This is a genomic window from Kitasatospora sp. NPDC036934 (assembly GCF_055608425.1).
The window spans coordinates 187,560-207,571 of the sequence record NZ_JBVJQR010000009.1 but is presented as its reverse complement, the minus strand read 5'-3'; the positions used below and the strand labels follow the sequence as shown (position 1 = coordinate 207,571).

General features: G+C 73.5%; 16 protein-coding genes and 1 tRNA gene. 9 read left to right on the top strand and 8 right to left on the bottom strand.

What is annotated here, in order from left to right; genetic code table 11:
* Window positions 1–251: 251 nt before the first annotated feature.
* A complete protein-coding gene (locus tag ACZ7BZ_RS16390) occupies window positions 252–1,079 on the top strand; it encodes a phosphatase PAP2 family protein (RefSeq protein WP_470358917.1) in 828 nt (275 codons plus the stop codon).
* 527 nt (window positions 1,080–1,606) lie between these two features.
* Here ACZ7BZ_RS16390 and ACZ7BZ_RS16385 read toward each other — a convergent pair.
* Together ACZ7BZ_RS16385 and ACZ7BZ_RS16380 are read right to left on the bottom strand one after the other, a co-directional pair.
* Window positions 1,607–1,679: transfer RNA gene (locus ACZ7BZ_RS16385), tRNA-Arg, on the bottom strand.
* Between the two features lie 140 nt (window positions 1,680–1,819).
* Window positions 1,820–3,835 (bottom strand): serine hydrolase, encoded by a 2,016-nt coding sequence (locus tag ACZ7BZ_RS16380; protein WP_470358916.1) that lies wholly within the window; start codon window positions 3,833–3,835, stop codon window positions 1,820–1,822.
* A 609-nt stretch (window positions 3,836–4,444) separates the two neighbouring features.
* On the opposite strand from ACZ7BZ_RS16380, the gene ACZ7BZ_RS16375 reads away from it, so the two are divergent.
* The 3 genes from ACZ7BZ_RS16375 (at window position 4,445) to ACZ7BZ_RS16365 (ending at window position 6,772) form a co-directional block, all read left to right on the top strand.
* Window positions 4,445–5,185: a GOLPH3/VPS74 family protein gene (locus ACZ7BZ_RS16375; protein WP_380456948.1), complete on the top strand. Its 741-nt coding sequence runs from the start codon at window positions 4,445–4,447 to the stop codon at window positions 5,183–5,185.
* Window positions 5,186–5,702: 517 nt separating this feature from the next.
* Window positions 5,703–6,566, top strand: a complete 864-nt coding sequence (locus ACZ7BZ_RS16370) for a helix-turn-helix domain-containing protein (protein ID WP_380456950.1) — start codon at window positions 5,703–5,705, stop codon at window positions 6,564–6,566.
* Entirely contained in the window at window positions 6,563–6,772 is a 210-nt protein-coding gene (locus tag ACZ7BZ_RS16365; protein ID WP_380456952.1) for a DUF397 domain-containing protein, read from the top strand. Before ACZ7BZ_RS16370 ends, ACZ7BZ_RS16365 begins: the two co-directional genes overlap by 4 nt.
* A 151-nt stretch (window positions 6,773–6,923) precedes the next feature.
* Here the strand turns inward: ACZ7BZ_RS16365 and ACZ7BZ_RS16360 are convergent, their stop codons facing one another.
* Together ACZ7BZ_RS16360 and ACZ7BZ_RS16355 are read right to left on the bottom strand one after the other, a co-directional pair.
* Complete coding sequence (locus ACZ7BZ_RS16360; RefSeq protein ID WP_380456954.1) at window positions 6,924–8,039, bottom strand: ADP-ribosylglycohydrolase family protein; 1,116 nt, start codon at window positions 8,037–8,039, stop codon at window positions 6,924–6,926.
* A gap of 197 nt (window positions 8,040–8,236) precedes the next feature.
* Entirely contained in the window at window positions 8,237–10,825 is a 2,589-nt protein-coding gene (locus ACZ7BZ_RS16355) for a bifunctional FO biosynthesis protein CofGH (protein WP_470358915.1), read from the bottom strand.
* A gap of 182 nt (window positions 10,826–11,007) precedes the next feature.
* Between ACZ7BZ_RS16355 and ACZ7BZ_RS16350 the strand changes: the two genes are divergently transcribed.
* From ACZ7BZ_RS16350 to ACZ7BZ_RS16340, 3 genes are read left to right on the top strand one after another with little or no spacing between them, the layout of a single operon-like run.
* Window positions 11,008–12,282 (top strand): LolA family protein, encoded by a 1,275-nt coding sequence (locus ACZ7BZ_RS16350; protein WP_470358914.1) that lies wholly within the window; start codon window positions 11,008–11,010, stop codon window positions 12,280–12,282.
* A 3-nt stretch (window positions 12,283–12,285) separates the two neighbouring features.
* Window positions 12,286–13,356, top strand: coding sequence for an ABC transporter ATP-binding protein (locus tag ACZ7BZ_RS16345; RefSeq protein ID WP_470358913.1), 1,071 nt, complete (start codon window positions 12,286–12,288; stop codon window positions 13,354–13,356).
* The gene (locus ACZ7BZ_RS16340) at window positions 13,343–14,287 is read left to right on the top strand and encodes an ABC transporter permease (RefSeq protein WP_470358912.1); all 945 of its coding nucleotides are present in this window, start codon (window positions 13,343–13,345) and stop codon (window positions 14,285–14,287) included. Before ACZ7BZ_RS16345 ends, ACZ7BZ_RS16340 begins: the two co-directional genes overlap by 14 nt.
* 21 nt (window positions 14,288–14,308) lie before the next feature.
* On the opposite strand, the gene rarD is transcribed toward ACZ7BZ_RS16340, so the two are convergent.
* Complete coding sequence (rarD, locus tag ACZ7BZ_RS16335; protein WP_470358911.1) at window positions 14,309–15,286, bottom strand: EamA family transporter RarD; 978 nt, start codon at window positions 15,284–15,286, stop codon at window positions 14,309–14,311.
* A 212-nt stretch (window positions 15,287–15,498) separates the two neighbouring features.
* Window positions 15,499–16,347 (bottom strand): SDR family oxidoreductase, encoded by an 849-nt coding sequence (locus ACZ7BZ_RS16330; protein WP_470358910.1) that lies wholly within the window; start codon window positions 16,345–16,347, stop codon window positions 15,499–15,501.
* Between the two features lie 96 nt (window positions 16,348–16,443).
* Here ACZ7BZ_RS16330 and ACZ7BZ_RS16325 point away from each other — a divergent pair, with 96 nt between their 5' ends.
* Entirely contained in the window at window positions 16,444–16,842 is a 399-nt protein-coding gene (locus ACZ7BZ_RS16325; RefSeq protein ID WP_470358909.1) for a winged helix-turn-helix transcriptional regulator, read from the top strand.
* Between the two features lie 30 nt (window positions 16,843–16,872).
* On the opposite strand, the gene ACZ7BZ_RS16320 is transcribed toward ACZ7BZ_RS16325, so the two are convergent.
* Window positions 16,873–17,640: a TetR/AcrR family transcriptional regulator gene (locus tag ACZ7BZ_RS16320; RefSeq protein ID WP_380456970.1), complete on the bottom strand. Its 768-nt coding sequence runs from the start codon at window positions 17,638–17,640 to the stop codon at window positions 16,873–16,875.
* Window positions 17,641–17,682: 42 nt separating this feature from the next.
* Here ACZ7BZ_RS16320 and ACZ7BZ_RS16315 point away from each other — a divergent pair, with 42 nt between their 5' ends.
* A complete protein-coding gene (locus tag ACZ7BZ_RS16315; protein ID WP_465743809.1) occupies window positions 17,683–17,874 on the top strand; it encodes a DUF6011 domain-containing protein in 192 nt (63 codons plus the stop codon).
* A 41-nt stretch (window positions 17,875–17,915) separates the two neighbouring features.
* Here the strand turns inward: ACZ7BZ_RS16315 and ACZ7BZ_RS16310 are convergent, their stop codons facing one another.
* Entirely contained in the window at window positions 17,916–19,925 is a 2,010-nt protein-coding gene (locus tag ACZ7BZ_RS16310; RefSeq protein ID WP_470358908.1) for a hypothetical protein, read from the bottom strand.
* Window positions 19,926–20,012 lie beyond the last annotated feature (87 nt).

Sequence of the window (20,012 nt, the reverse complement as noted above, 5' to 3'; positions counted from 1 at the left end):
TCTTCGACAATCGGTGACCGACCGGGCACCTCTGGTGCTCGCGGACGACCACCCCGAAAGGGGTTCTTCACCGTCCGCACACCCGATCGCCGCCCCTTGGTTGAACAGGCGGACGATCGCGGGCGTTCCCGTGCGCCCCCGATTCCCGCCCGCGCCCACCCCCCGGCGCACGCAGTCCCTCCGCACAAAAGATGCCGAATCGCTATCACTCCAGCTCCCGATCGGCACGGGACGCTGGGAAGGTGTCAGGCATGCACCTGACCAACAGCACGACTCCCGTCACCGTGCGTCACCGCCGTCTCCTCCGGGACGTGTCGCTCGCGCTGGGCTGTGCCGCGCTGTTCGGCATCCTGGCGATGCTGGTGACGGGCCACTGGCACCCCCTGCACGAGTTCGACCAGGACTGGATCGGCGGACTCCACAGCTACGCGAGGGAACACCGGATCTGGACCGCCGCGGTGCAGACCCTCTCCGACATCGGCGGCCCCGTCACAATGCGTTCACTGCTCGGCCTCGCCGCTGCCTGGCTCTGGCTGATCGGCGCCCGGATGCTGGCCGGCTGGGTGGCCGCCCAGGCACTCGTCGGCTGGGGTGCCCAGTGGGCGCTCAAGCTGGCCGTCGACCGGCAGCGGCCAGCCTTCTCCGACCCGGTCTCACACGCCGGCGGCCCGGCCTTCCCCTCCGGACACGCCATGGCCTCGGCGATCACCTGTGCCGTCCTGGTCGGCCTGATCTGGTACCGGGTCGACCGCCGCGGCCGGACCGCCGCCTGTTCGGTGGCCGCCGTCACCGTGCTGACCATCGGCTGGACCAGGACGGCCCTCGGGGTGCACTGGCCCAGCGACGTGGTGGCGGGCTGGCTGGCCGCCGGCGCCGTACTGGGCGTCGTGACCGCCGTGATCGAACTCTGGCGGCCGGGCGCGCTGGCCCGGGACGTCCGGCGGGTCAACTGGCGCACCAGGCCCAGGGTCCAGCGGGTCATCGTGCCGTCCGTCCGGGCGCCGCGGGCCGACGAGCCGCTGGAGGCCGCCGAGTTCGACGGTCGCGGCGCCGACGGACCACGCGGGAACCGGAGTTGACGCCCAGGAACGCCTCAGGTCCCCCGCCGGAGCCGACGGAGGGCCTGCGAGCGGACGGTGGCGGTCAACCCTTCGCGGGGACGGTCCGCACCGTGCGCCAGGCGTAGCCGAGCAGGACGGCGGTCAGCACCAGGAAGACGGCTCCGGCGACCAGTCGGGCCTCCCAGAAGTAGCCGTCCGGCTGCTACGCCACCGACGCCCCGCCGTCCGCGAACCTGCTCTGCGAGGTCTGGTGCCCGTCCGGGACCGCGCCCCGGTAGTGGGTCACCCCCCCCCGCCCGAAGGTCGCGGTGGTGGTGGGCGCGACCATCGTCGCCAGCTACGGCACCACCAGGGTCAGCTACCGCTTGCCGGCGCCACCGCGAGCGGGACAGGGGATTCCGAGCTCCGTCAGGGGCCCCGGCCCGGTGCGGCCGGGCGATGTCCGGTGGGACGGGCGGGGTGGCACGTGGGGTGGCAGGAGGGCGGGAATGCCGCAGGCCCTCCGTCCCGAGTGGATGGAGGGCCTGTGAGCTGCGGTTCTGTTGTGCCCCAGACAGGAATCGAACCTGCGACACCGGCTTTAGGAGAGCCGTGCTCTATCCCCTGAGCTACTGAGGCGTGGCCGGTCGGTGACCAGGCCGTTCACAGCGTACCGGATCGGGGGTCGGCTGGGGGTGGCGGTCCGGGTGGCTGACGGGAGGAGGGCTGAGGGGAGCCGGGCGGGCCGGCTCCCCCTTCGGGGTTGCTGCGGGGAGGGGTCAGAGGAGGCGCAGCAGGCGGGACTGGATGGACGGCGGGTTGAGGTCGTTCTGGAGGGCGACCCGGACCTCGGTCTTGCCGTCGCCCGCGCCCACCCGCAGGGTGCCGACCTCCTTGCCGGCCTTCTCGTTGTGGTGCAGCGCGTACGGGTCCAGGGTGATCGTGCCGGTGACGCCGGGGAAGCCGGGCACCACGAGGTCGTTGGTCGCGACGACCGGGACCTTGCCGCCGAGCCCGTCGTCCACGCTGCCGACGACGTCGCCCTTCTTCACCAGGGTCTGGCCGGTCAGCCCGTTCTGCGCGGCCTGGATCTGCTTGCCGCTGACCTTGAGCACGGTGGGCAGGATGCCGTCGCCGGGGTTCGGGGAGGTGGCCTGCTGGCCCAGGGTGACGCCGAGGATCAGCCGCTTCACGCCGCCGATGTCCTTGTAGGCGGCCCACATCAGGCAGCCGCCGGCCGGGGTGCTGGAACCGGTCTTGACGCCGATCACGCCGGTCTTCGGGTTGATCAGGTTGTTGGTGTTGGAGATCTTCGTGTTGTTGAAGTTGGTCTCCGGGGTGGCGACGATCTGCCGGAAGATGTCGTCCTGCATCACCTGCTCGGCCAGCTTCAGCTGGTCCTTCGCGGTGGACTTGGTGTCCGCGTTGAAGCCCGCCGGGTCGGCGTAGGTGGTGTTGGCCATGCCGAGCTTGGCCGCGGTGTCGTTCATCAGCTTGACGAACGCCTCCTCGGAGCCTGAGTGGTAGCGGGCGAGCAGCCGGGCCACGTTGTTGGCGGACGGCAGCATCAGCAGTTCCAGTGCCTGGTACTCGGTGAGCACCTGGCCCTCGGTGAGGGTCACCCGGGACTCGTCGCTGTTGCCGGACTCCTGCGCGGCCTGCTTGTCGACGACGATCTTCGGGCCGCTCTCCCCCTTCTTCAGCGGGAACTTCTGCAGCACCAGGTAGGCGTTCATCACCTTGGTGACGCTGGCGATCGAAGCCGGGGTCTCCTGACCCGAGCTGCCGAGGTTGCCGACGCCGACCACCTCGGCGGCGGACTGGCCCTTGGCCGGCCAGGCGAGGTCGAGCTGGTCGCCGGCGAAGCTGAAGCTGCCCGGGGTCGTCATCCGCAGTTCCGGGTCCGGCAGCGGACGCAGCAGCTGGGCCACCACCACGGCACCGAGCACCACGGCCAGGAAGACCGTCCAGATGGTGACCCGCTTGACCGCGCGCCGCAGCGGGGAGACCGGGCGGGCGTTGAGGGTGGCCAGCACCTCCATCGCCTCGGCCGTGTTCTCGGGCGAGGGCAGCGGCTGGGGCTCGGACGTCGGCGGCTGGGTCGGCTGCTGCGGCTGCTGCGGCTGCTGGGACGGCAGTGGCTCGGGCCGGGGCAGCGGTGTCGGCGCGGGCGGGGGCACGGGGCCCTGGACCGGCTTCGGGGCCGGCTCGGGCATCGGAGCGGGCTTCGGCGGCTCGGGCGCGGTGACGGCAGCCGGGGAGGCGGCCGGGGCGCGCAGCGACTCGGGCTTCTCCAACTTCTCGGCCCGGCCCGGTTCCTGGCCCGGTTGCCCGTTCTTGGTCAGGGGGGCGGACGCGGATCCCGGCGCAGGCGCGGGCGCGGCGGGAGCGGCCTGCTCCGGCGTGTCGGCCTCCTCGGCCCCCTCGGCCTTGTCGGCGGTGCCGGCCGTGGAGGTGTCGGGTGTGGAGGTGTCGGGTGTGTCGGCCTTTTCGTCGGCCTCCTCCCCTTCCTCCTCCGCGGCCTTCCCGACGGCCTTCCCGACGGCCTTCTGGGCGGTCTCGGCGGCGGGGCCCGCCTTCACCGCAGCCGTCCGCATGGCGAGACGCGGGTCGGCGACGGACGGCCGTTCGGCGGCCGGCTGCTCCTCCTCCGCGACCTCGGGCGAGTCCTTCTTCTCCTCCGTCGGATCACCAGAACCACCGTCGTCGGCGGGCTTCAGCAGCTCCTCCGGCAGCCGCAGCGCGGTGGTCTTGTTGTCCACCGGCAGCCGCAGCATCGTCGTCCGGCTGTCCACATCCCGGACACGGAGCTGTACGGTCGAGCCGCCCTTGACACCCGCCTTCGGCGCGTCGGCAGAAGCGTCGACGGAGGCATCGGTGGAAGCGTCCGCGGGGGTCTCCGCAGAGGCTCCGGTCGACGCCTCGACAGTCGCCTCGACAACCGCATCGACAGCCGGCTCGGCCGACGACCCGGCGGGACTCGCCGCCGGGCTCTCCCCGGCGGCTGCGCCGGCTGACGCCCCGCCAGCCGCCGGACCCGTCCGTTCGCGTTCGCGCCCCTGCTCCCGCTCGCCGTCCCTCAGCACCCTGTCGGGGGACTCGCCCACGTATCCCAGCCTCCTCAACGCCCGGCGGGGCATCGGCAGACCCGATTTCGGGAAGCCGAAGCCCCGCCCCGTGTACCTGTACAGTCTCCGCCACCGACGGCCGTCCAGCCGCGCACACCCCGCCCGACCGGCGCATATTGCCGTCGCAAGGCCGCAACGTGGTCTGTTCATGGGTCAGACGCCGGGCCTGTGGCCGCCGGTTCCGCGCCTTCACCGCAAGGTCACGATTCGGAGGCGTACTCGACAAGCCCGTGTGAGAGGCGTCACCCTGTCTCTCATCCACGCGGGGAGGCTTGGATGGGCAAGAGCCGCAGAACTGTTCCCGAGGAACTCTTGCTGCTCGCTTTGGACCCGACCACGGGTACCACGGCGCAGCCGCAGACCCTCGACCTCGGACTCGCCGGGGCGCAGCTCGTCGAGCTGTCCCTGGCCGGACGGATCGTACCGGAGGGCGACCGGATCGCCGTCGTGCTCGCACGGCCGACCGGCGACCCGACCCTGGACCACGCACTGGAACTGCTGCGCCGACGCGGCAGTCCGGTCCGCGCGGCGCACTGGATCGGCGGGCCGCGGCTGGGCCTGCGGCAGACGTACCTGGCACACCTGGAACGCTGCGGCATGGTCACGGCCGTGCCGGGGCAGATGTGCGGGGTGCTGCCGACGACCCGGTACCAGGCGTCCGACGACTGCACCAACGCCGCGATCAAGCAGCGGCTGGACACCGCGATCCGCACCGGCGTGCCGCCGGACCCGCGGACGGCCGCGCTCGCCGCCCTGGCCCACTCGGTGGGGCTGGGCAAGCACCTGTACCCGGGCAACGAGGGCCGGTCCTCGCGGTCGCGGCTGCGCGATCTGATCCGGTACGACCCGCTGGGCGGGATGGTCGCGCACGCCGTGATGGACGTGCAGAACGGCCTGCCGACACAGCAGAACCGTTCTTCCCAGGATTCCGGGGCCGGTTCCGGTCGCTCCGGCGCCCGGGCGACGGGCCGGGCGCCGGGCGGACGGGTCTCCGCTCCCCGGGTCGGGGTGCGCTGAGCCCGACAGTCCGAACAGCGCGACAGCCTGAACAGTCCGACCGCTCCGGCCGGTCCGACCGCACGAACAGTTCAACCGGCCCGACGGGGCCGGGCAGCCCAACGGCGCACACCGCCCGGTTCACGCCCCCGGAGGGCGCTGGACCACCGGCCGCACCGCTGCGCACCATCCGAACCACCGGCACGACCCGGCATCACCGGCGCCACGAACGGCACCGAGGGGCGGTCGCCCCGCGACGCAAGTCGCCCGGCGACCGCCCCTCTGCCGTTCCCTGAGGCCCGTCGAGGCCCATCGCAACTACCGGTCCTAGTCGCCGAGCCGCATTACCACCCGGGGGCCGTCGCTGTCTCATGGACGCGCTTTTCCGATGGTCTGTTCTACTGCGCTGCTGTGATTCCCCGGCGCCGACCTGGCCCAAGGTGACATGCTGCTCCAGTCAGGGGGGTTGGTCCCAATGTCCGAAGTGTCCCGAGGGCTGCCGTTCCAACGATCACCAGAGGTCCGGCCGGAGGTCGACGTGTCCGCGAACATCAATCCCACCGTGCGCCGCCGGCGCCTGGGCTCCGAGCTGCGCAAACTCCGCGAGGGCCTCGGGATGACGGCCGAGGAGGTGGCCGGCCGCCTGATGGTCTCCCAGTCGAAGATCAGCCGGCTGGAGAACGGCCGCCGCAGCATCAGCCAGCGTGATGTGCGCGACCTCTGCGACGTGTACAACGTGGCCGACGAGCAGATGCGCAACAGTCTGATGGAGATGGCCAAGGAGTCCCGTCAGCGCGGCTGGTGGCACGACTTCAACGACATGCCGACCCCCTACAGCGTCTACATCGGCCTGGAGGCCGAGGCCTCCTCGATCCGCGCCTACGAGTCCTCCTTCATCCCCGGCCTGCTGCAGACCGAGCACTACGCGCAGGCGGTGGTCGAGGGCACCCAGCCGGACACCGACGCGAACGCGGTGCAGCGCCGGGTGCAGGTGCGAATGAAGCGCCAGGAGCGCGTCCACGGCGACAACCAGCTCGGCAGCCTGTGGACCGTCATAGACGAGGCGGCGCTGCGCCGCGAGGTCGGCAGCCGCGAGATCATGGCCCGCCAGCTGCGGCAGATGCTGGAGCTCAGCCTGCGCCCGAACATCACCATCCAGGTGATCCCGTTCTCGCACGGAGCCCATCCCGGAATGACCGGGACATTCTCCCTGCTGGAGTTCCCGGAGTCAGCCGATTCCACGGTTGTCTACTTCGAAGGTGTGACGAGCGATCTCTACCTGGAGAAGGAGGCCGATGTGCGCCGCTATACCGGTCTCTACGACTACCTGAGAGCGGCCGCGCTCGGTGTCGCGGAGAGCCGGTCGCTGATAGCCGACATCGAAAAGGGATACCACGAATGAGCACCCCCGCCGAGCACGGAGTCCGTTGGCGAAAGAGCAGTCACAGCGGAGGCCAGGGCGCCTGCGTGGAGATCGCCGGACCGGCCGCGGGAGCGGTCGCGGTCCGGGACTCCAAGGACCCGGCCGGCCCGCAGCTGCGCTTCTCCACCCAGGCCTGGAACGCGTTCGCGTCGGCCGCGGCGGCGGGGTCCTTCGGCGAGGTCTGACCAGACCGGTTCCGTGCTCGGCCCAGTTGCCCGTAGCGCTGTCCGTCGCCCAGAGCGGCGGACAGCGCTACGGGCAACTTGCGTTACGGCGACTTGCGTTCCGGGCGGCTGCGTTCCGGGCGCCGCGCGCGGATACGGCGGCGGGCCGGGTTCAGTGCGCCACCGGGTACCGGCCGGCCCAGTCGGCCCCCTCCGGGCTCCGCCGGTCGTGCAGTTCGGTGCCGTGCATCAGCTCCAGGGCGAAGTCGTCGGCGAGTTCGAGGATCGCGCCGCGCCCCTCCAGCCCCGCCACCAGGCCCGGCGGCAGCGCGGTGTCGCCGTGCAGCACCCCGAGCAGGTTGCCGCAGATCGCGCCGGTGGAGTCGCTGTCCCCGGAGTGGTTGACGGCCAGCAGCAGGCCCGAGCGGACGTCGTGGGCGACCAGCGCGCAGTAGACCCCGATGGCCAGCGCCTCCTCGGCGACCCAGCCCTCCCCCAGCGCCTCGACCCGCTCGGCGGACGGCTCGCCGGCCCGCACCGCGTCCAGCGCGGCCCGCAGCGCGTTGGTGGTCTCCTCGTGCGCCTGCCGTTCGGAGAGCAGGGCCAGCGCCAGGTGGACGCCCTCCTCCAGGGTGCCTCCGCGGGCGACCGCCTGGACGATCACCGCGAGCGCGCCCGCCGCGAGGTAGCCGGTGGGGTGGCCGTGGGTGAGCACCGAGCACTCCACCGCGAGTTGGAACACCAGGCCCGGCTCCCAGGTGGTGAGCAGCCCGAACGGCGCCGACCGCACCACCGTTCCGCAACCCTTGGAGTGCGGGTTCTTGGGGTGTTCCAGGGTGCCGAGCCGCTCGCCGTCCGGCCCGGTGAGGCCGGTCAGGCAGCCCTGGCCGGGGGCGCGCTGGGCGTACAGCCACTCCTCGCGGCCGAGCCAGCCGAGGTCGGGGCGGCGCTCGTCCGGGCCCCAGTCGCGCTGGGTGGCGGCCCAGCGCAGGTAGGCCAGGTGCAGGTCGGTGGGCGGGTGCCAGCTGCCGGTGTCGCGCCGGATGTGGGCGCGGATCAGGCCGTCCACGGTGAACAGGCTGAGCTGGGTGTCGTCCGTTATCGCGCCGGTGCGCCCGTACGCGGGGACGTAGCCGGTGACACCCTGCGGGCCGTGCTGGGCCCGGATCTTCTCCAGGGGCTCGAACTCGACGCCCGCGCCGAGCGCGTCACCGATGGCACCGCCGAGCAGGCAGCCGCGGACCCGGCTGCGGAAGTCCTGCTGCTGGGCTCGTGACCACAGTGGCATCACGGCGGGGCGCCTTTCGTCGGGTTCGGGGGCCGCACGCGGCACCCACGGCGGCCGACGCGCCCTGGCACTGTACTTCGAAGGTTCGAACGGAGAGACGGCATCCCTGGTTGTCCGGCACCCCCGTTGTCCGGCGCCCCCGGGGGCCCGGCCCGCCGGTGGTGCGGCGGACCGGGCAGGCGGACGGGCGACCGGCCTCAGTCGAGGACCGGCAGCAGTTCCGGCAGGTGCCCGTCCGAGGCCAGCGCCGCCGCCCGCCGCTCGGCCGGCACCTCGCCGTAGAGGGTGGTGCGCTGGCGGTGCGGGCGGCCGGCCGCCTCGGCGATCGCCTGGAGGTCGCGCACCGACTTGTAGCTGCCGTACGCCGAGCCGGCCATCCGCGAGATGGTCTCCTCCATCAGCGTGCCACCGAGGTCGTTGGCGCCGGAGCGGAGCATCTCGGCGGCGCCCTCGGCGCCCAGCTTGACCCAGCTGGTCTGGATGTTGGGGATGTGCGGGTGCAGCAGCAGCCGGGCCATCGCGACCACCGCGCGGTTGTCCCGGGCGGTCGGGCCGGGGCGTGCGATGCCGGCCAGGTAGACCGGGGCGTTGGTGTGGATGAACGGGAGGGTGACGAACTCGGTGAACCCGCCGGTGCGTTGCTGGATCCGCGCGAGCAGCCGCAGGTGCCCGAGCCAGTGCGCGGGGGTGTCCACGTGCCCGTACATCATGGTGGAGGAGGAGCGGATGCCCAGTTCGTGGGCGGTGGTGACGACCTCGACCCAGGTCGCGGCGGGCAGCTTGCCCTTGGTGAGCACCCAGCGGACCTCGTCGTCGAGGATCTCGGCGGCGGTGCCGGGGATGGTGTCCAGGCCGGACTCCTTGGCCCGCTGGAGCCAGTCGCGGATCGACAGGCCCGTCCTGGTGGCGCCGTTGACCACCTCCATCGGGGAGAAGGCGTGCACGTGGATGCCGGGCACCCGCTCCTTCACCGCGCGGGCGATGTCGAAGTAGGCGGTGCCGGGCAGGTCCGGGTGGATGCCGCCCTGCATGCACACCTCGGTGGCGCCCACCTCCCAGGCCTGGGCGGCCCGTTCGGCGACCTGCTCGAGGGAGAGGGTGTAGGCGTCGGCGTCGGTGCGGCGCTGGGCGAAGGCGCAGAAGCGGCAGCCGGTGTAGCAGACGTTGGTGAAGTTGATGTTCCGGGTGACGCAGTAGGTGACGTCCTCGCCGACCGCCGCCCGGCGGACGTCGTCGGCGATCCGGCACAGGGCGTCCAGGGCAGGGCCGTCCGCGTGGAACAGGGCCAGCGCGTGGTCGTCGGTGAGCCTCTCCGGGTCGTCGGCGGCCACCGCGAGCGCCTCGCGGAGGTCCCCGGAGAGGCGCTCGGGCGCGCCCTTGGCCAGTACCTGTTCGCGCAGCACCTCCCAGTCGCCGTAGACGTCCTCGAAGTCGGCCCGGCGGTCGCCGGTGCGGCCCTCGGTGTCGACGGCGGTGTGCAGGTCGGTCCGGCCGTACGACTCCGGGAGGTCCTCGGGCTCCTGCCAGGGGTGGCCCTGGACGGTCGCGTCCGGGTTCGCCAGTCCGGTGGCCGGGTCGGCCAGGGCCCGGACGTGCGGCAGCACCCGCGGGTCCAGCCAGGGTTCGCCGCGCAGCACGTACTCGGGGTAGACGGCGAGGCGCTCGCGCAGGGCGAAGCCGGCCGCGGCGGAGCGGTCGGCGAGCCGGTCGATCTGCGGCCAGGGGCGCTCGGGGTTGACGTGGTCGGGGGTGAGCGGGGAGACGCCGCCCCAGTCGTCGATGCCGGCCGCGATCAGCCGCTCGTACTCGCCGTCGACCAGGTTGGGCGGCGCCTGGAGGCAGGCGGTCGGGCCGAGCAGGTGCCGGGCGACGGCCACCGTGGCGACCAGTTCGTCCAGTTCGGCGTCGGGCATGCCGCGCATCGCCGTGTCCGGCTTGGCGCGGAAGTTCTGAAGGATCAGTTCCTGGACACCGTGGTAGGCCCGGGAGACCTTGCGCAGCGCGAACAGCGACTCGGCTCGCTCCTGGTACGTCTCGCCGATGCCGATCAGCAGGCCGCTGGTGAAGGGGACTGAGCTGCGGCCGGCGTCCTCCAGCACCCGCAGCCGGACGGCCGGCTCCTTGTCCGGGGAGCCGTGGTGCGGGCCGCCGGGCTCGCTCCACAGCCGGGTGGCGGTGGTCTCCAGCATCATGCCCATCGAGGCGGAGACCGGCTTGAGCCGCTGGAAGTCCGTCCAGCTCAGCACCCCGGGGTTGAGGTGCGGGAGCAGGCCGGTCTCCTCCAGGATGCGGATGGACATCGCCCGGACGTAGGCGATGGTGTCGTCGTAGCCGTGCGCGTCCAGCCACTCGCGGGCCTCCGGCCAGCGGTCCTCGGGCTTGTCGCCGAGCGTGATCAGGGCTTCCTTGCAGCCGAGTTCGGCCCCGCGCCGGGCGACGTCCAGCACCTCGTCCGGGGACATGAACATCCCGTGCCCGGCCCGGCGGAGCTTGCCGGGGACGGTGACGAAGGTGCAGTAGTGGCACTTGTCCCGGCAGAGCCGGGTGAGCGGGATGAACACGCTCTTGGAGTAGGTGATGACACCGGGCCGGCCGGCCGCCTCCAGGCCGGCGTCGCGCACCCGGGCGGCACTCGCGCAGAGGTCCCGCAGGTCATCGCCTCTGGCCTGGAGCAGCACGGCGGCCTCGGTGAGGTCGAGGGCGACGCCGTCCCTGGCGCGGCGCAGGGCGCGCCGCATCGCGTTCGCGGTCGGAGGGTTGCTTGCGGCCGTAGCGGTTCCGTCCATGGCGCGACCCTATGCCAGGGTCGTACGACGGGAGTACACAACCCTGAGGCCGTCTCAGGGTCGGCGTACCCCGTCAGGTTCACCTCGAAGTGCCCCCGCAGGGCGATGACGTGGCGACGGCGGCGGCCTCTAATGGAGGGGCAGGGCCAAGCGCACGTGTTCGAAGAGGAGTTGAGGACGCCATGACCAATGAGACGGCGGTGGACGACGCCATGGACGGCGGGGTCCCGTACCGCTCGCGACGGCGCACCCTGGTGCGGGCCGGGGTACCGCTGGCGGTGGGGGCGGTGATCGCCGCCGGAGTCGGGCTGGTGCCGGCGCTGGCCGCCGACTCGCCGCCGAACCTGCCGCAGCTGTCCGCCGAGCAGGTGGTGGCCAAGGCGCTGGGCTCCGACGCCCAGTCCCTGTCCGGGACGGTCTCCGTCGCCACCGACCTCGGCGTGCCCAGCCAGCTGCTGGGCGCGGCGGCGGGCGGGCTCGGCGCGGCGGCCGGCCACGGCGGCGGCCAGGGCCAGGGCGCGTCCGCGGACCCGCAGGCCAAGCTGCTCGGCCTGCTCGGCGGCGACCAGACGCTGCGGGTCGCGGTGGACGGCCCGGACCGCCAGCGGGTGGACCTGATGGAGAACATGGCGGGCTACACCCTGGTCCGCAACGGCGACCAGAGCTGGGCCTGGGACAGCTCGACCAACACCGCGCTGCACATGACCGGGCGCCCGGCCGGGCACGCGGAGGCCGGGAAGTCGCCGAAGGCGCCGCTCACCGGGGTGCCGACCACCCCGCAGGAGGCCGCCGAGCAGTTCCTGACCGGCAGCGCCGGCACCACCGCCGTCACCGTCACCGGGACGGCCAACGTGGCCGGGCAGAAGGCCTACCAGCTGAGCGTCAAGCCGACCCAGTCCGGCTCGACCATCGCCGAGGTGCGGATCTCGGTCGCCGCCGACAACGGGGTGCCGCTGGCCGTGGTGGTGAAGGCCACCGACGGCTCCACCGTGCTGGACGTCCACTTCACCGACGTCTCCTTCGCCAAGCCGGCCGCCAAGACCTTCGACTTCACCGCGCCCAAGGGCGCCAAGGTGACGGAGAAGAAGGCGGACGAGGCGGCCAAGGGCGCCGAGGCCGAGCACGCCAAGGGCCGGGGCGAGCCGGGCAAGGGTGAGCAGGGCAAGGGCCACGACGGGGTGAAGGTGATCGGCGAGGGCTGGACGGCCGTCGTCTCCACCCAGCTGCCCGCCACCGTCGAGGAGCCCGACGCGGCGCCGAAGGCCGACGGCAAGAAGGGCAAGCACCAGAGCCGGGCGATGAACCCGCAGGCCCTGGTGAAGTCGCTCGGCAAGCCGGTCGGCGGTGGCACCCTGATCAGCACCAAGGTCGTCAACGTGCTGCTCACCGACGACGGCCGGGTCTTCGCCGGCGCGGTGACCCTGCCCGTCCTCCAGCACGCCGCCGGGGTGAACTGACGGATGACCGAGACTCCCGTAACGGGGGACGTTACGGAGTCGGCCGGGGGCTCGGGCGCGGCGTCGCGCCCGGCCCCCGTTCCGTCCCCGGCCACCCCTCCCGGTCCCGTTCCCCGCTCCGCTCCCAGCTCCGCCGATGACGTGATCAGGACCCGCGGCCTGACCAAGCGCTTCCGCGGCGGCCAACTCGCCGTCGACGGCCTGGACCTGAGCGTGCCGCGCGGCTCGGTGTTCGGCTTCCTCGGCCCCAACGGCTCCGGCAAGACCACCACCATCCGGATGCTGATGGGCCTGATCGCCCCCACCTCCGGCGTGGCCACCGTGCTCGGCGAGTCGATGCCGCAGTCCGTCGCCGGCGTGCTGCCCCGGGTGGGCGCGCTGATCGAGGGTCCGGCGCTGTACGGCTTCCTGTCCGGCCGGGACAACCTGGTCCGCTTCGACGCCGCCGACCCGACCGCCGACCCGCGCACCCGTCGGCAGCGGGTCGAGACCGCGCTGGAGCGGGTCGGCCTGAGCGCCGCCGCGGGCAAGAAGGCCCGCGCCTACTCGCTCGGCATGAAGCAGCGTCTGGGCCTGGCCTCCGCGCTGCTGCAGCCGCGCGAACTGCTGGTACTGGACGAGCCGACCAACGGGCTGGACCCGCAGGGCATGCGGGAGATCCGGGCGCTGGTCCGGGAGGTCGCGGCGGAGGGCACCACGGTGTTCCTCTCCTCCCACCTGCTGGACGAGATCGAGCAGGTCTGCACCCACGCGGCGGTGATGTCCCGGGGCCGGCTGGTGGTGCAGGGCACCGTCGCCGAGCTGGCCGCCCGGGCGCAGGGCCGGCTGGTGGTCCGCACCCCCGACGTGGCGCAGGCCGCCGAGGTGCTGGCGGCCCACCAGGTGGTCGCGCTGGCGCCCGGCGAGGGCCGGGTGGACGGCGAGCTGGGCGCGAGCGGCGACGAGGCGCTGCCCAAGCTGTGCGCGGCGCTGGTCGAGGCCGGGGTCCGGGTGCACGGGTTCGGGCTGGAGCGGGGCACGTTGGAGGACGCCTTCGTGGCGCTGACCGGGGAGGGCTTCGATGTCGCAGGCTGAGGCTCCGCAGGCGGAGCCGTCTCAGGCGGAGCCGTCTCAGGCGGAGCCGTCTCAGGCGGAGCCGTCTCAGGCCGGGCCGGTGCTGGTGACCGGTCGGCGGCCGCAGACCGCGTCCGGCTTCCTGGCGCTGTTCCGCAACGAACTGCACCTGACCTTCCGCCGGATGCGCACCAAGGTGCTGCTCGGCATCCTGGCGGTGCTGCCGATCCTGATCGGGGTGGTGGTCAAGCTCAACACCGACAGTCCGCGCGAGGGCGGCGGTCCCAGCTTCATCGCGCAGACCACCCAGAACGGCCTGTTCCTGGTGTTCACCGCGCTGGCGGTGGCGCTGCCGGTGTTCCTGCCGATGACGGTCGGCGTGGTCGCCGGGGACTCGGTGGCGGGCGAGGCGGCCACCGGGACGCTGCGCTACCTGCTGGTCGCCCCGGCCGGGCGGACCAGGCTGCTGGCCGCCAAGTTCACCGCCGGGCTGGTGTTCTGCCTGGCGGCGACGGCGGCGGTCGCGGTCACCGCGCTGGCGGCCGGCGCCACGCTGTTCCCGCTCGGCGAGGTCACGCTGATCTCCGGGGACACCATCGGCTTCGCCGACGCGCTGCTGCGGGCGGTGCTGGTGGCCGGGGTGGTCGCGGCCTCGCTGGCCGGGCTGGTGGCGATCGGGCTGTTCGTCTCCACCCTGACCGGCAGCGGCATCGCGGCGATGGCGGCGACCGTCGGGCTGGTCATCACGGTGCAGATCCTGGACGCCTTCCCGCAGCTGGACGCGATCCGGCCGTTCCTGTTCACCCACTACTGGATGAGCTTCTCGGACCTGCTGCGCCAGCCGATGTACTGGGACGGCGTGTGGAAGGACCTCGGCCTCCAGGCCGCCTACGTCGCCGTGTTCGGCTCGGCGGCCTGGGCCCGGTTCACCAGCCGGGACATCAGCGCGTGACCGACGCCGGCGGGAGCCGCCTCAGCGCGTGACGGCTTCCCGGACGGCCTCGGCCGGGACGGGCTGCGGCAGCGCCGCGGCCCGCCCGGCGCGGTCGGCCCGCACCTGGCGCAGCGCCTCCCAGGTGAGCAGTGCCAGCGCGGCCCACACCAGGGCGAAGCCGGCCCAGCGCGCCGGCGGCATCGACTCGTGGAACACCGCGACGCCGATCAGGAACTGGAACACCGGCGCCAGGTACTGCAGCAGGCCCAGCACGGTCAGCGGTACCCGGACGGCGGCCGCGCCGAAGAACAGCAGCGGGATCGCGGTGATCACCCCGCTGAGCATCAGCAGCCCGGAGTGCCCCCAGCCGTACGAGCCGGCCACCGTGTGCCCGAAGGTGCCGCGCCCGCTGACCTCCAGGTAGACGAGGTAGCCGAGGGCGAAGGGGAACATGAAGGCGCTCTCCGCGGCCAGGCTCTCCAGCCCGCTCAGCCCGACCTGCTTCTTCAGCAGGCCGTAGGTGGCGAAGGAGAGCGCCAGGGTGAGCGCGATCCAGGGCAGCTGGCCGAAGGCGGCGGTCAGCACCACGACGGCGGCCGCGCCGATTCCGACGGCCGCCCACTGCACGCCGCGCAGCTTCTCCTTGAGCACGAGGACGCCGAAGCCGATGGTGACCAGGGGGTTGATGAAGTAGCCGAGGCTGGTCTCCACGACGTGGTCGTTGTTGACGGCCCAGATGTAGACGCCCCAGTTGACGGAGATCACCATGGCCGCGCCGGCCAGCATGGCGACCCGGCGGGGCTGGCGCAGCAGCGGGCGTATCCAGCCCCAGTGCCGCTGGGCGACCAGCATCAGCACCACCGCGACCAGGGACCAGACCATCCGGTTGGCGAGGATGTCGTCGGCGGCGCCGGGCTCCAGCAGCGGCCAGAACAGCGGGAACAGGCCCCAGATGCCGTAGGCCGCCACGCCGTACCAGAGGCCTCGGCCGTTGTCCTGCTGGGTTGTCTGTGGCATGGCCGAGTGCCCTCCCGCGCGCGCGAATATCGAGGTGACGGTAGCGGGCGGGAGGGCAGCCTGTCATCTCCGTTTCCGGATTTTGGTCATGACAGCGCTTGGATGCTGGACCGTTGCGGCGTCTTCGCTGGTCAGACGACAACCAGAGGGCGGCCGGACGACAACCGGACGGCGGCCGGACGGCGGGCCAGTCGGGCAGCCGACCGGCTGCCTCAGGCCCCGAGCGCGGTACGGACGGACTCCGCCAGCGGAACGGTCGGGCGGCCGATCAGCCGGGCCAGGTCGCCCGGGGTGCCGGCCAGCTCGCCGCGCGCGATGCCCGCGTCCACGTCGACCAGGGCCTCCGCGAAGCCCTGCGGCAGGCCCGCGCCGACCAGGACCTCCAGGTGCTCGGCCGGGGTCACGTCACGGTGGGCGACCGGCCTGCCGGAGGCCTGTGCCAGCTCCGCGGCGAGCTCGGGCAGGCTCCAGGCGGTGTCCCCGCTCAGCTCGTAGGCCTTGTTCTGCTCGCCACCGCGCAGCAGGACGGCGACCGCGGCGTCGGCGTAGTCCCGGCGCGGGGCGGTGGCCACCCGGCCGTCCCCGGCGCTGCCGAGCACCACACCGCGCTCGACCGTGCCGGCCGCGTCGCCCAGGTAGTTCTCGGTGTACCAGCCGTTGCGCAGGAAGGCGTACGGCAGTCCGGAGGCGATGATCAGCTCCTCGGTCGCCTTGTGCTCGTCGGCCAGCCCGAAGGTGGCCGCGGCCGGGATGCTGGTGTAGGCGAGCAGGGCGACCCCGGCCGCCCGCGCGGCCTCGACGACGGCCCGGTGCTGGGGGATCCGGCGGCCGACCTCGCTGCCCGAGATCAACAGCACCCGGTCACCGGCGGCGAAGGCGCCCGCCAGGGTCTCCGGCCGGTCGTAGTCGACCACCCGGACGTCGACCCCGCGCGCGGCCAGGTCGGCGGCCTTCCCGGCGGAGCGGACGGCCACCGCCACCTCGTTCGCGGGGACGGCGGCCAGCAGGCCTTCGAGGACGAGACGGCCGAGCTGGCCGGTGGCTCCGGTGACGACGTACATGGGGTGCTCCTACTTCTGGGGGCTTCTGACCTTCGAACTCACCCTAGGGGCCGTACTAACCTTTCGAAAGTACGCACTTCGAAGTAGGGTACTGATATGAAGGTAAGCACGAGGGTTCCGGACGGGCTCCCGCCCGCGAACGTCTTCGACCGGATGTGCCCGTCCCGGGGCGTGCTGGAGCACGTCACCAGCCGCTGGGGCGTGCTCGTCCTCGGCGCGCTGCGCGAGCGCGGCTACCGGTTCAGCGAACTGCGGCGCCGGGTCTCGGGGGTCAGCGAGAAGATGCTCGCCCAGACCCTGCAGACGCTGGAGCGGGACGGCTTCGTGCTGCGCGAGGCGCACCCGGTGATCCCGCCCAGGGTCGACTACAGCCTCACCCCGCTCGGGCGGGAGGCGGCGGAGCTGGTCGCGGCGCTCGCGCACTGGTCGGAGCAGCGGGTGGCCTCCGTGGTCGCGGCCCGCGAGGAGTACGACGGGCGGGCCACCGCCTCCTGAGACGGCGGGCCACTGCTCCCCGAGGCCGGGCTACTGCTTTCCGATCAGGGCCTCCAGGCCGTCCAGGACCCGGGCCAGCCCGAAGGCGTACGCGTGGTCCGGGCTGTACGCGCCGCCGTGCGCCTCCCCGGCGGCGGCCCCGACGCGGGCGGCGACGGGGTGGCGCTCGGGGTCGAAGACCCGGGCCAGCAGTTCGGCGTTGGCCTGCCACCACTGGGCGTCGGTCAGCGCGCTGTCCTGCTGGGCGGCCCGCTCGTCGGCGGCCATCCGGGCGCAGGTCTGGACGAAGCCGAGCAGGTGGGTCAGCGCGGCGTCCAGTTCGACGTCGGGCAGGCCGGTGCCCTCCAGGGCGCGCAGCTCGTACTCGTACTTGGCCATCAGGCCGGGGCCCAGCGGCGGGCGGCTGGTGGACACGGCCGCGACCCACGGGTGGGCGCGGTACAGCTCCCGGTTGTCGTCGGCGACGGCGGTGGCCCGGGCCCGCCAGCCGTCGTCCGCCGGGGTGCTGCGGGGCATGGTGGCGTAGACCGTGTCCAGCATCAGGTCCAGGAGTTCGGCCTTGCCGGGCACGTAGGTGTAGAGCGCCATCGCGGACAGCCCCAGCTCCTGGGCGACCCGGCGCATGGTGACGGCGTCCACGCCCTCGGCGTCGGCCAGGGCGATCGCTACGGCGGCGATCTCGCCGGTCGAACGGGCCTGCCGGGGGCCGCGCCGGCCCGGCTTCTCCTCGGCGGTCAGCCCCCAGAGCAGGGCGAGGGTGCGCGCCGGATCTCCTGCGCTGCTGCGGTCGGTGGCCATGCGGAGGATCCTTTCACGGCCGACGGCCGCTACCGTCTCTCCATGACCAGCCCCGAGCCACTGCCCGGCACGGACACCACCGAGGCGCTCCGCCCCCGGGTGACCTGCCGACGCTGCCACCGGCCGCTGCACGACCCGGAGTCGCGGATGCTGCGGCTGGGGCCGGAGTGCCGCGATCCGGCGGAGCGGGTCGCGCGGTTCGACGTGGAGCAGGAGACCCTGCCGGGGGTGTGACGCCGGGCCGGAGCGTCACGAGCGGACACCGGGTCGGCGCGTCAGGAGCGGCCGAAGAGGCGGCGGAACAAGCCGGGGCGGGGTCGCCCCGGATCCCGCGCGGGCCCTCCGCCGGTCTCCTGGGCATCATCCGTGCCGCCAGTGCCGTCGGTCCCATCCGTGCCGCCAGTGCCGTCGGTGCCGTCAGTACCGTCGGTGCCGTCGGTGTCCGCCGGTCCCTCGGCGTCCCGGGCGTCCGCCTCCGCCAGCAGCTGCCGGGCGAGCGCGAGGTCGGCCGGCTCCGCCCACGGCGCGGCCAGCACCAGGGCGCAGTAGGAGCGGAGGATGGTCACCACCCGGCTGCGGCTCGCCCGGGCGCTGTAGTGCAGCCGTTGCCGCAGCAGGGCGGCGATGTCGGCGCGGGCGGCGGGGTGGGTCCAGCCGATCGCGACCAGGGCGAAGCCGGCCGCCTCGACCACCCAGTCCTCCGGCCCGAGCAGCAGGTCGCGCAGCACCCGGCGGCGCTCGGAGCCCTCCCAGGGCTGGTCGGTGCGGTGATGGGCGATGCCGAGGCAGGCGAAGGACTGCACGGCGCGCACCCACAGTTCGGGCTGGTGGGCGAGCAGCGCGCGGCCGAGGTCGTCCTCACGGGGCGCCGGCGGGTGGACGAGCACGCCGAGCAGTTCGTCCAGTGGCAGCCCGGCCAGCCGGACGGCGTGGTCGTAGGCGGCGGGCACGGTCGGCCAGACGATCTCGGCGGTGGCGCGGACGAGTTCGGAGCTGGACGGGGCGGGCGCGGCGACGGCCGGGCGCGGGTCGGTGCCGTCCCAGGCCCAGATCCGGGTGGTCGGCTCGGTCAGCGGCAGCCGGGGGTCGGGGTCGCCGACGGACCGGTAGGACACCGTGGAGCGCGGCAGCGCGAGCCGGACGGCCAGCACCGAGCTGGGCGGCTCGACGGCGGAGGCGGTGCAGTCGATCTCGGTGCCGGTTCCCGTGCCGGTGCCCGTGCCCGTGCCGGCCGAACCGAGCACCTGGTGCAGCACGTTGACGGTCGCCTCGGTGGCGCCGGTGACCATGCCCAGCCAGGGCTCCCGGTGGCTGAGCCGCTCCAGCAGGTCCTGGGCGTACGCGTGGTCGGGGTGGTCGCGGTGGTGGTCGGCGAGGGCGAGCAGATGGGCGGCGTCGCCGTCGACGGCGTGTCGCAGTCCGTGCCGGGCGGGGGCGGCCTTGGGGTGGTCGGGATCGGCGGCGAGGACGCGCTCCAGCCAGGGCAGGCCCTCGGCGGGGCGGCCGAGGGTGCCGTACAACTCGGCTACGTCCACGGCGAGGTAGCCGCTGGAGTCGCCCTCCTCCGGGGCGGCCCGGGCGAGTTCGGCCTCCCAGACGGCGAGCGCCTCCTCGGGGCGGCCGTCGGCACGCAGGGCGTTGCCGAGCATCACCGCGGGCAGGTAGCCGGGGGCCAGCCGGTGGGCCCGCTCGGCGAGTTCGACGGCGCGAGTGGTGGCGCCGAAGCGGCGGGTCAGGCCGGAGGCCATCGCCAGTAGCAGCGGGTGCTCGGGGTGGCGGGCCACCACGGCCCGCAGGAAGCGCTCGAAGGGCCTTACGGTGTCGGCGATTTCGGCGGGCAGCGGGTCGGGCAGCGCACCGGCGGCGCGGGCCACCGCCTGGGCGACGGCGTCCGGGTCGACCAGGGCGGGCAGGTCCTCGCGGGCGAGCCAGGCGGCGTGCGCCCAGGGGCGGCCCGGCTCGTACTGGATCGCCGAGGCGAGCAGGCTGACGGCGGTGTCCCAGTCCCCGGCGGCGGCCTCCACGTGGGCCCGGCAGACGACCGTACCCAGGTAGACCTCGCCGTCCAGCGGGAACAGCTCGCGCGCTTTGGCGGGCCCGCCCGCGGCGGCGGACAACTCGGCCAGCGCCTCGTGGAGTTCGGGCAGCTGGGGGTCGGCGAGGATCGCGTCGGAGAGGTGGTCGGCGGCGTGGGTGAGGTCGCCGGAGTCGATGGCCAGCCGGGCGACGGCCACCTCTCCCTCCGCCGCCAGCCGCTCGTCGCCCCCGTCGTCGGTGTGCGCCATGCCCTGTCCCCCGGTCCGCTCTCGTGCCGTGCGCGGATGAGGCTATCCGGTGCGTATGACGGACGGATGATCACCCCGCAGTGGGCG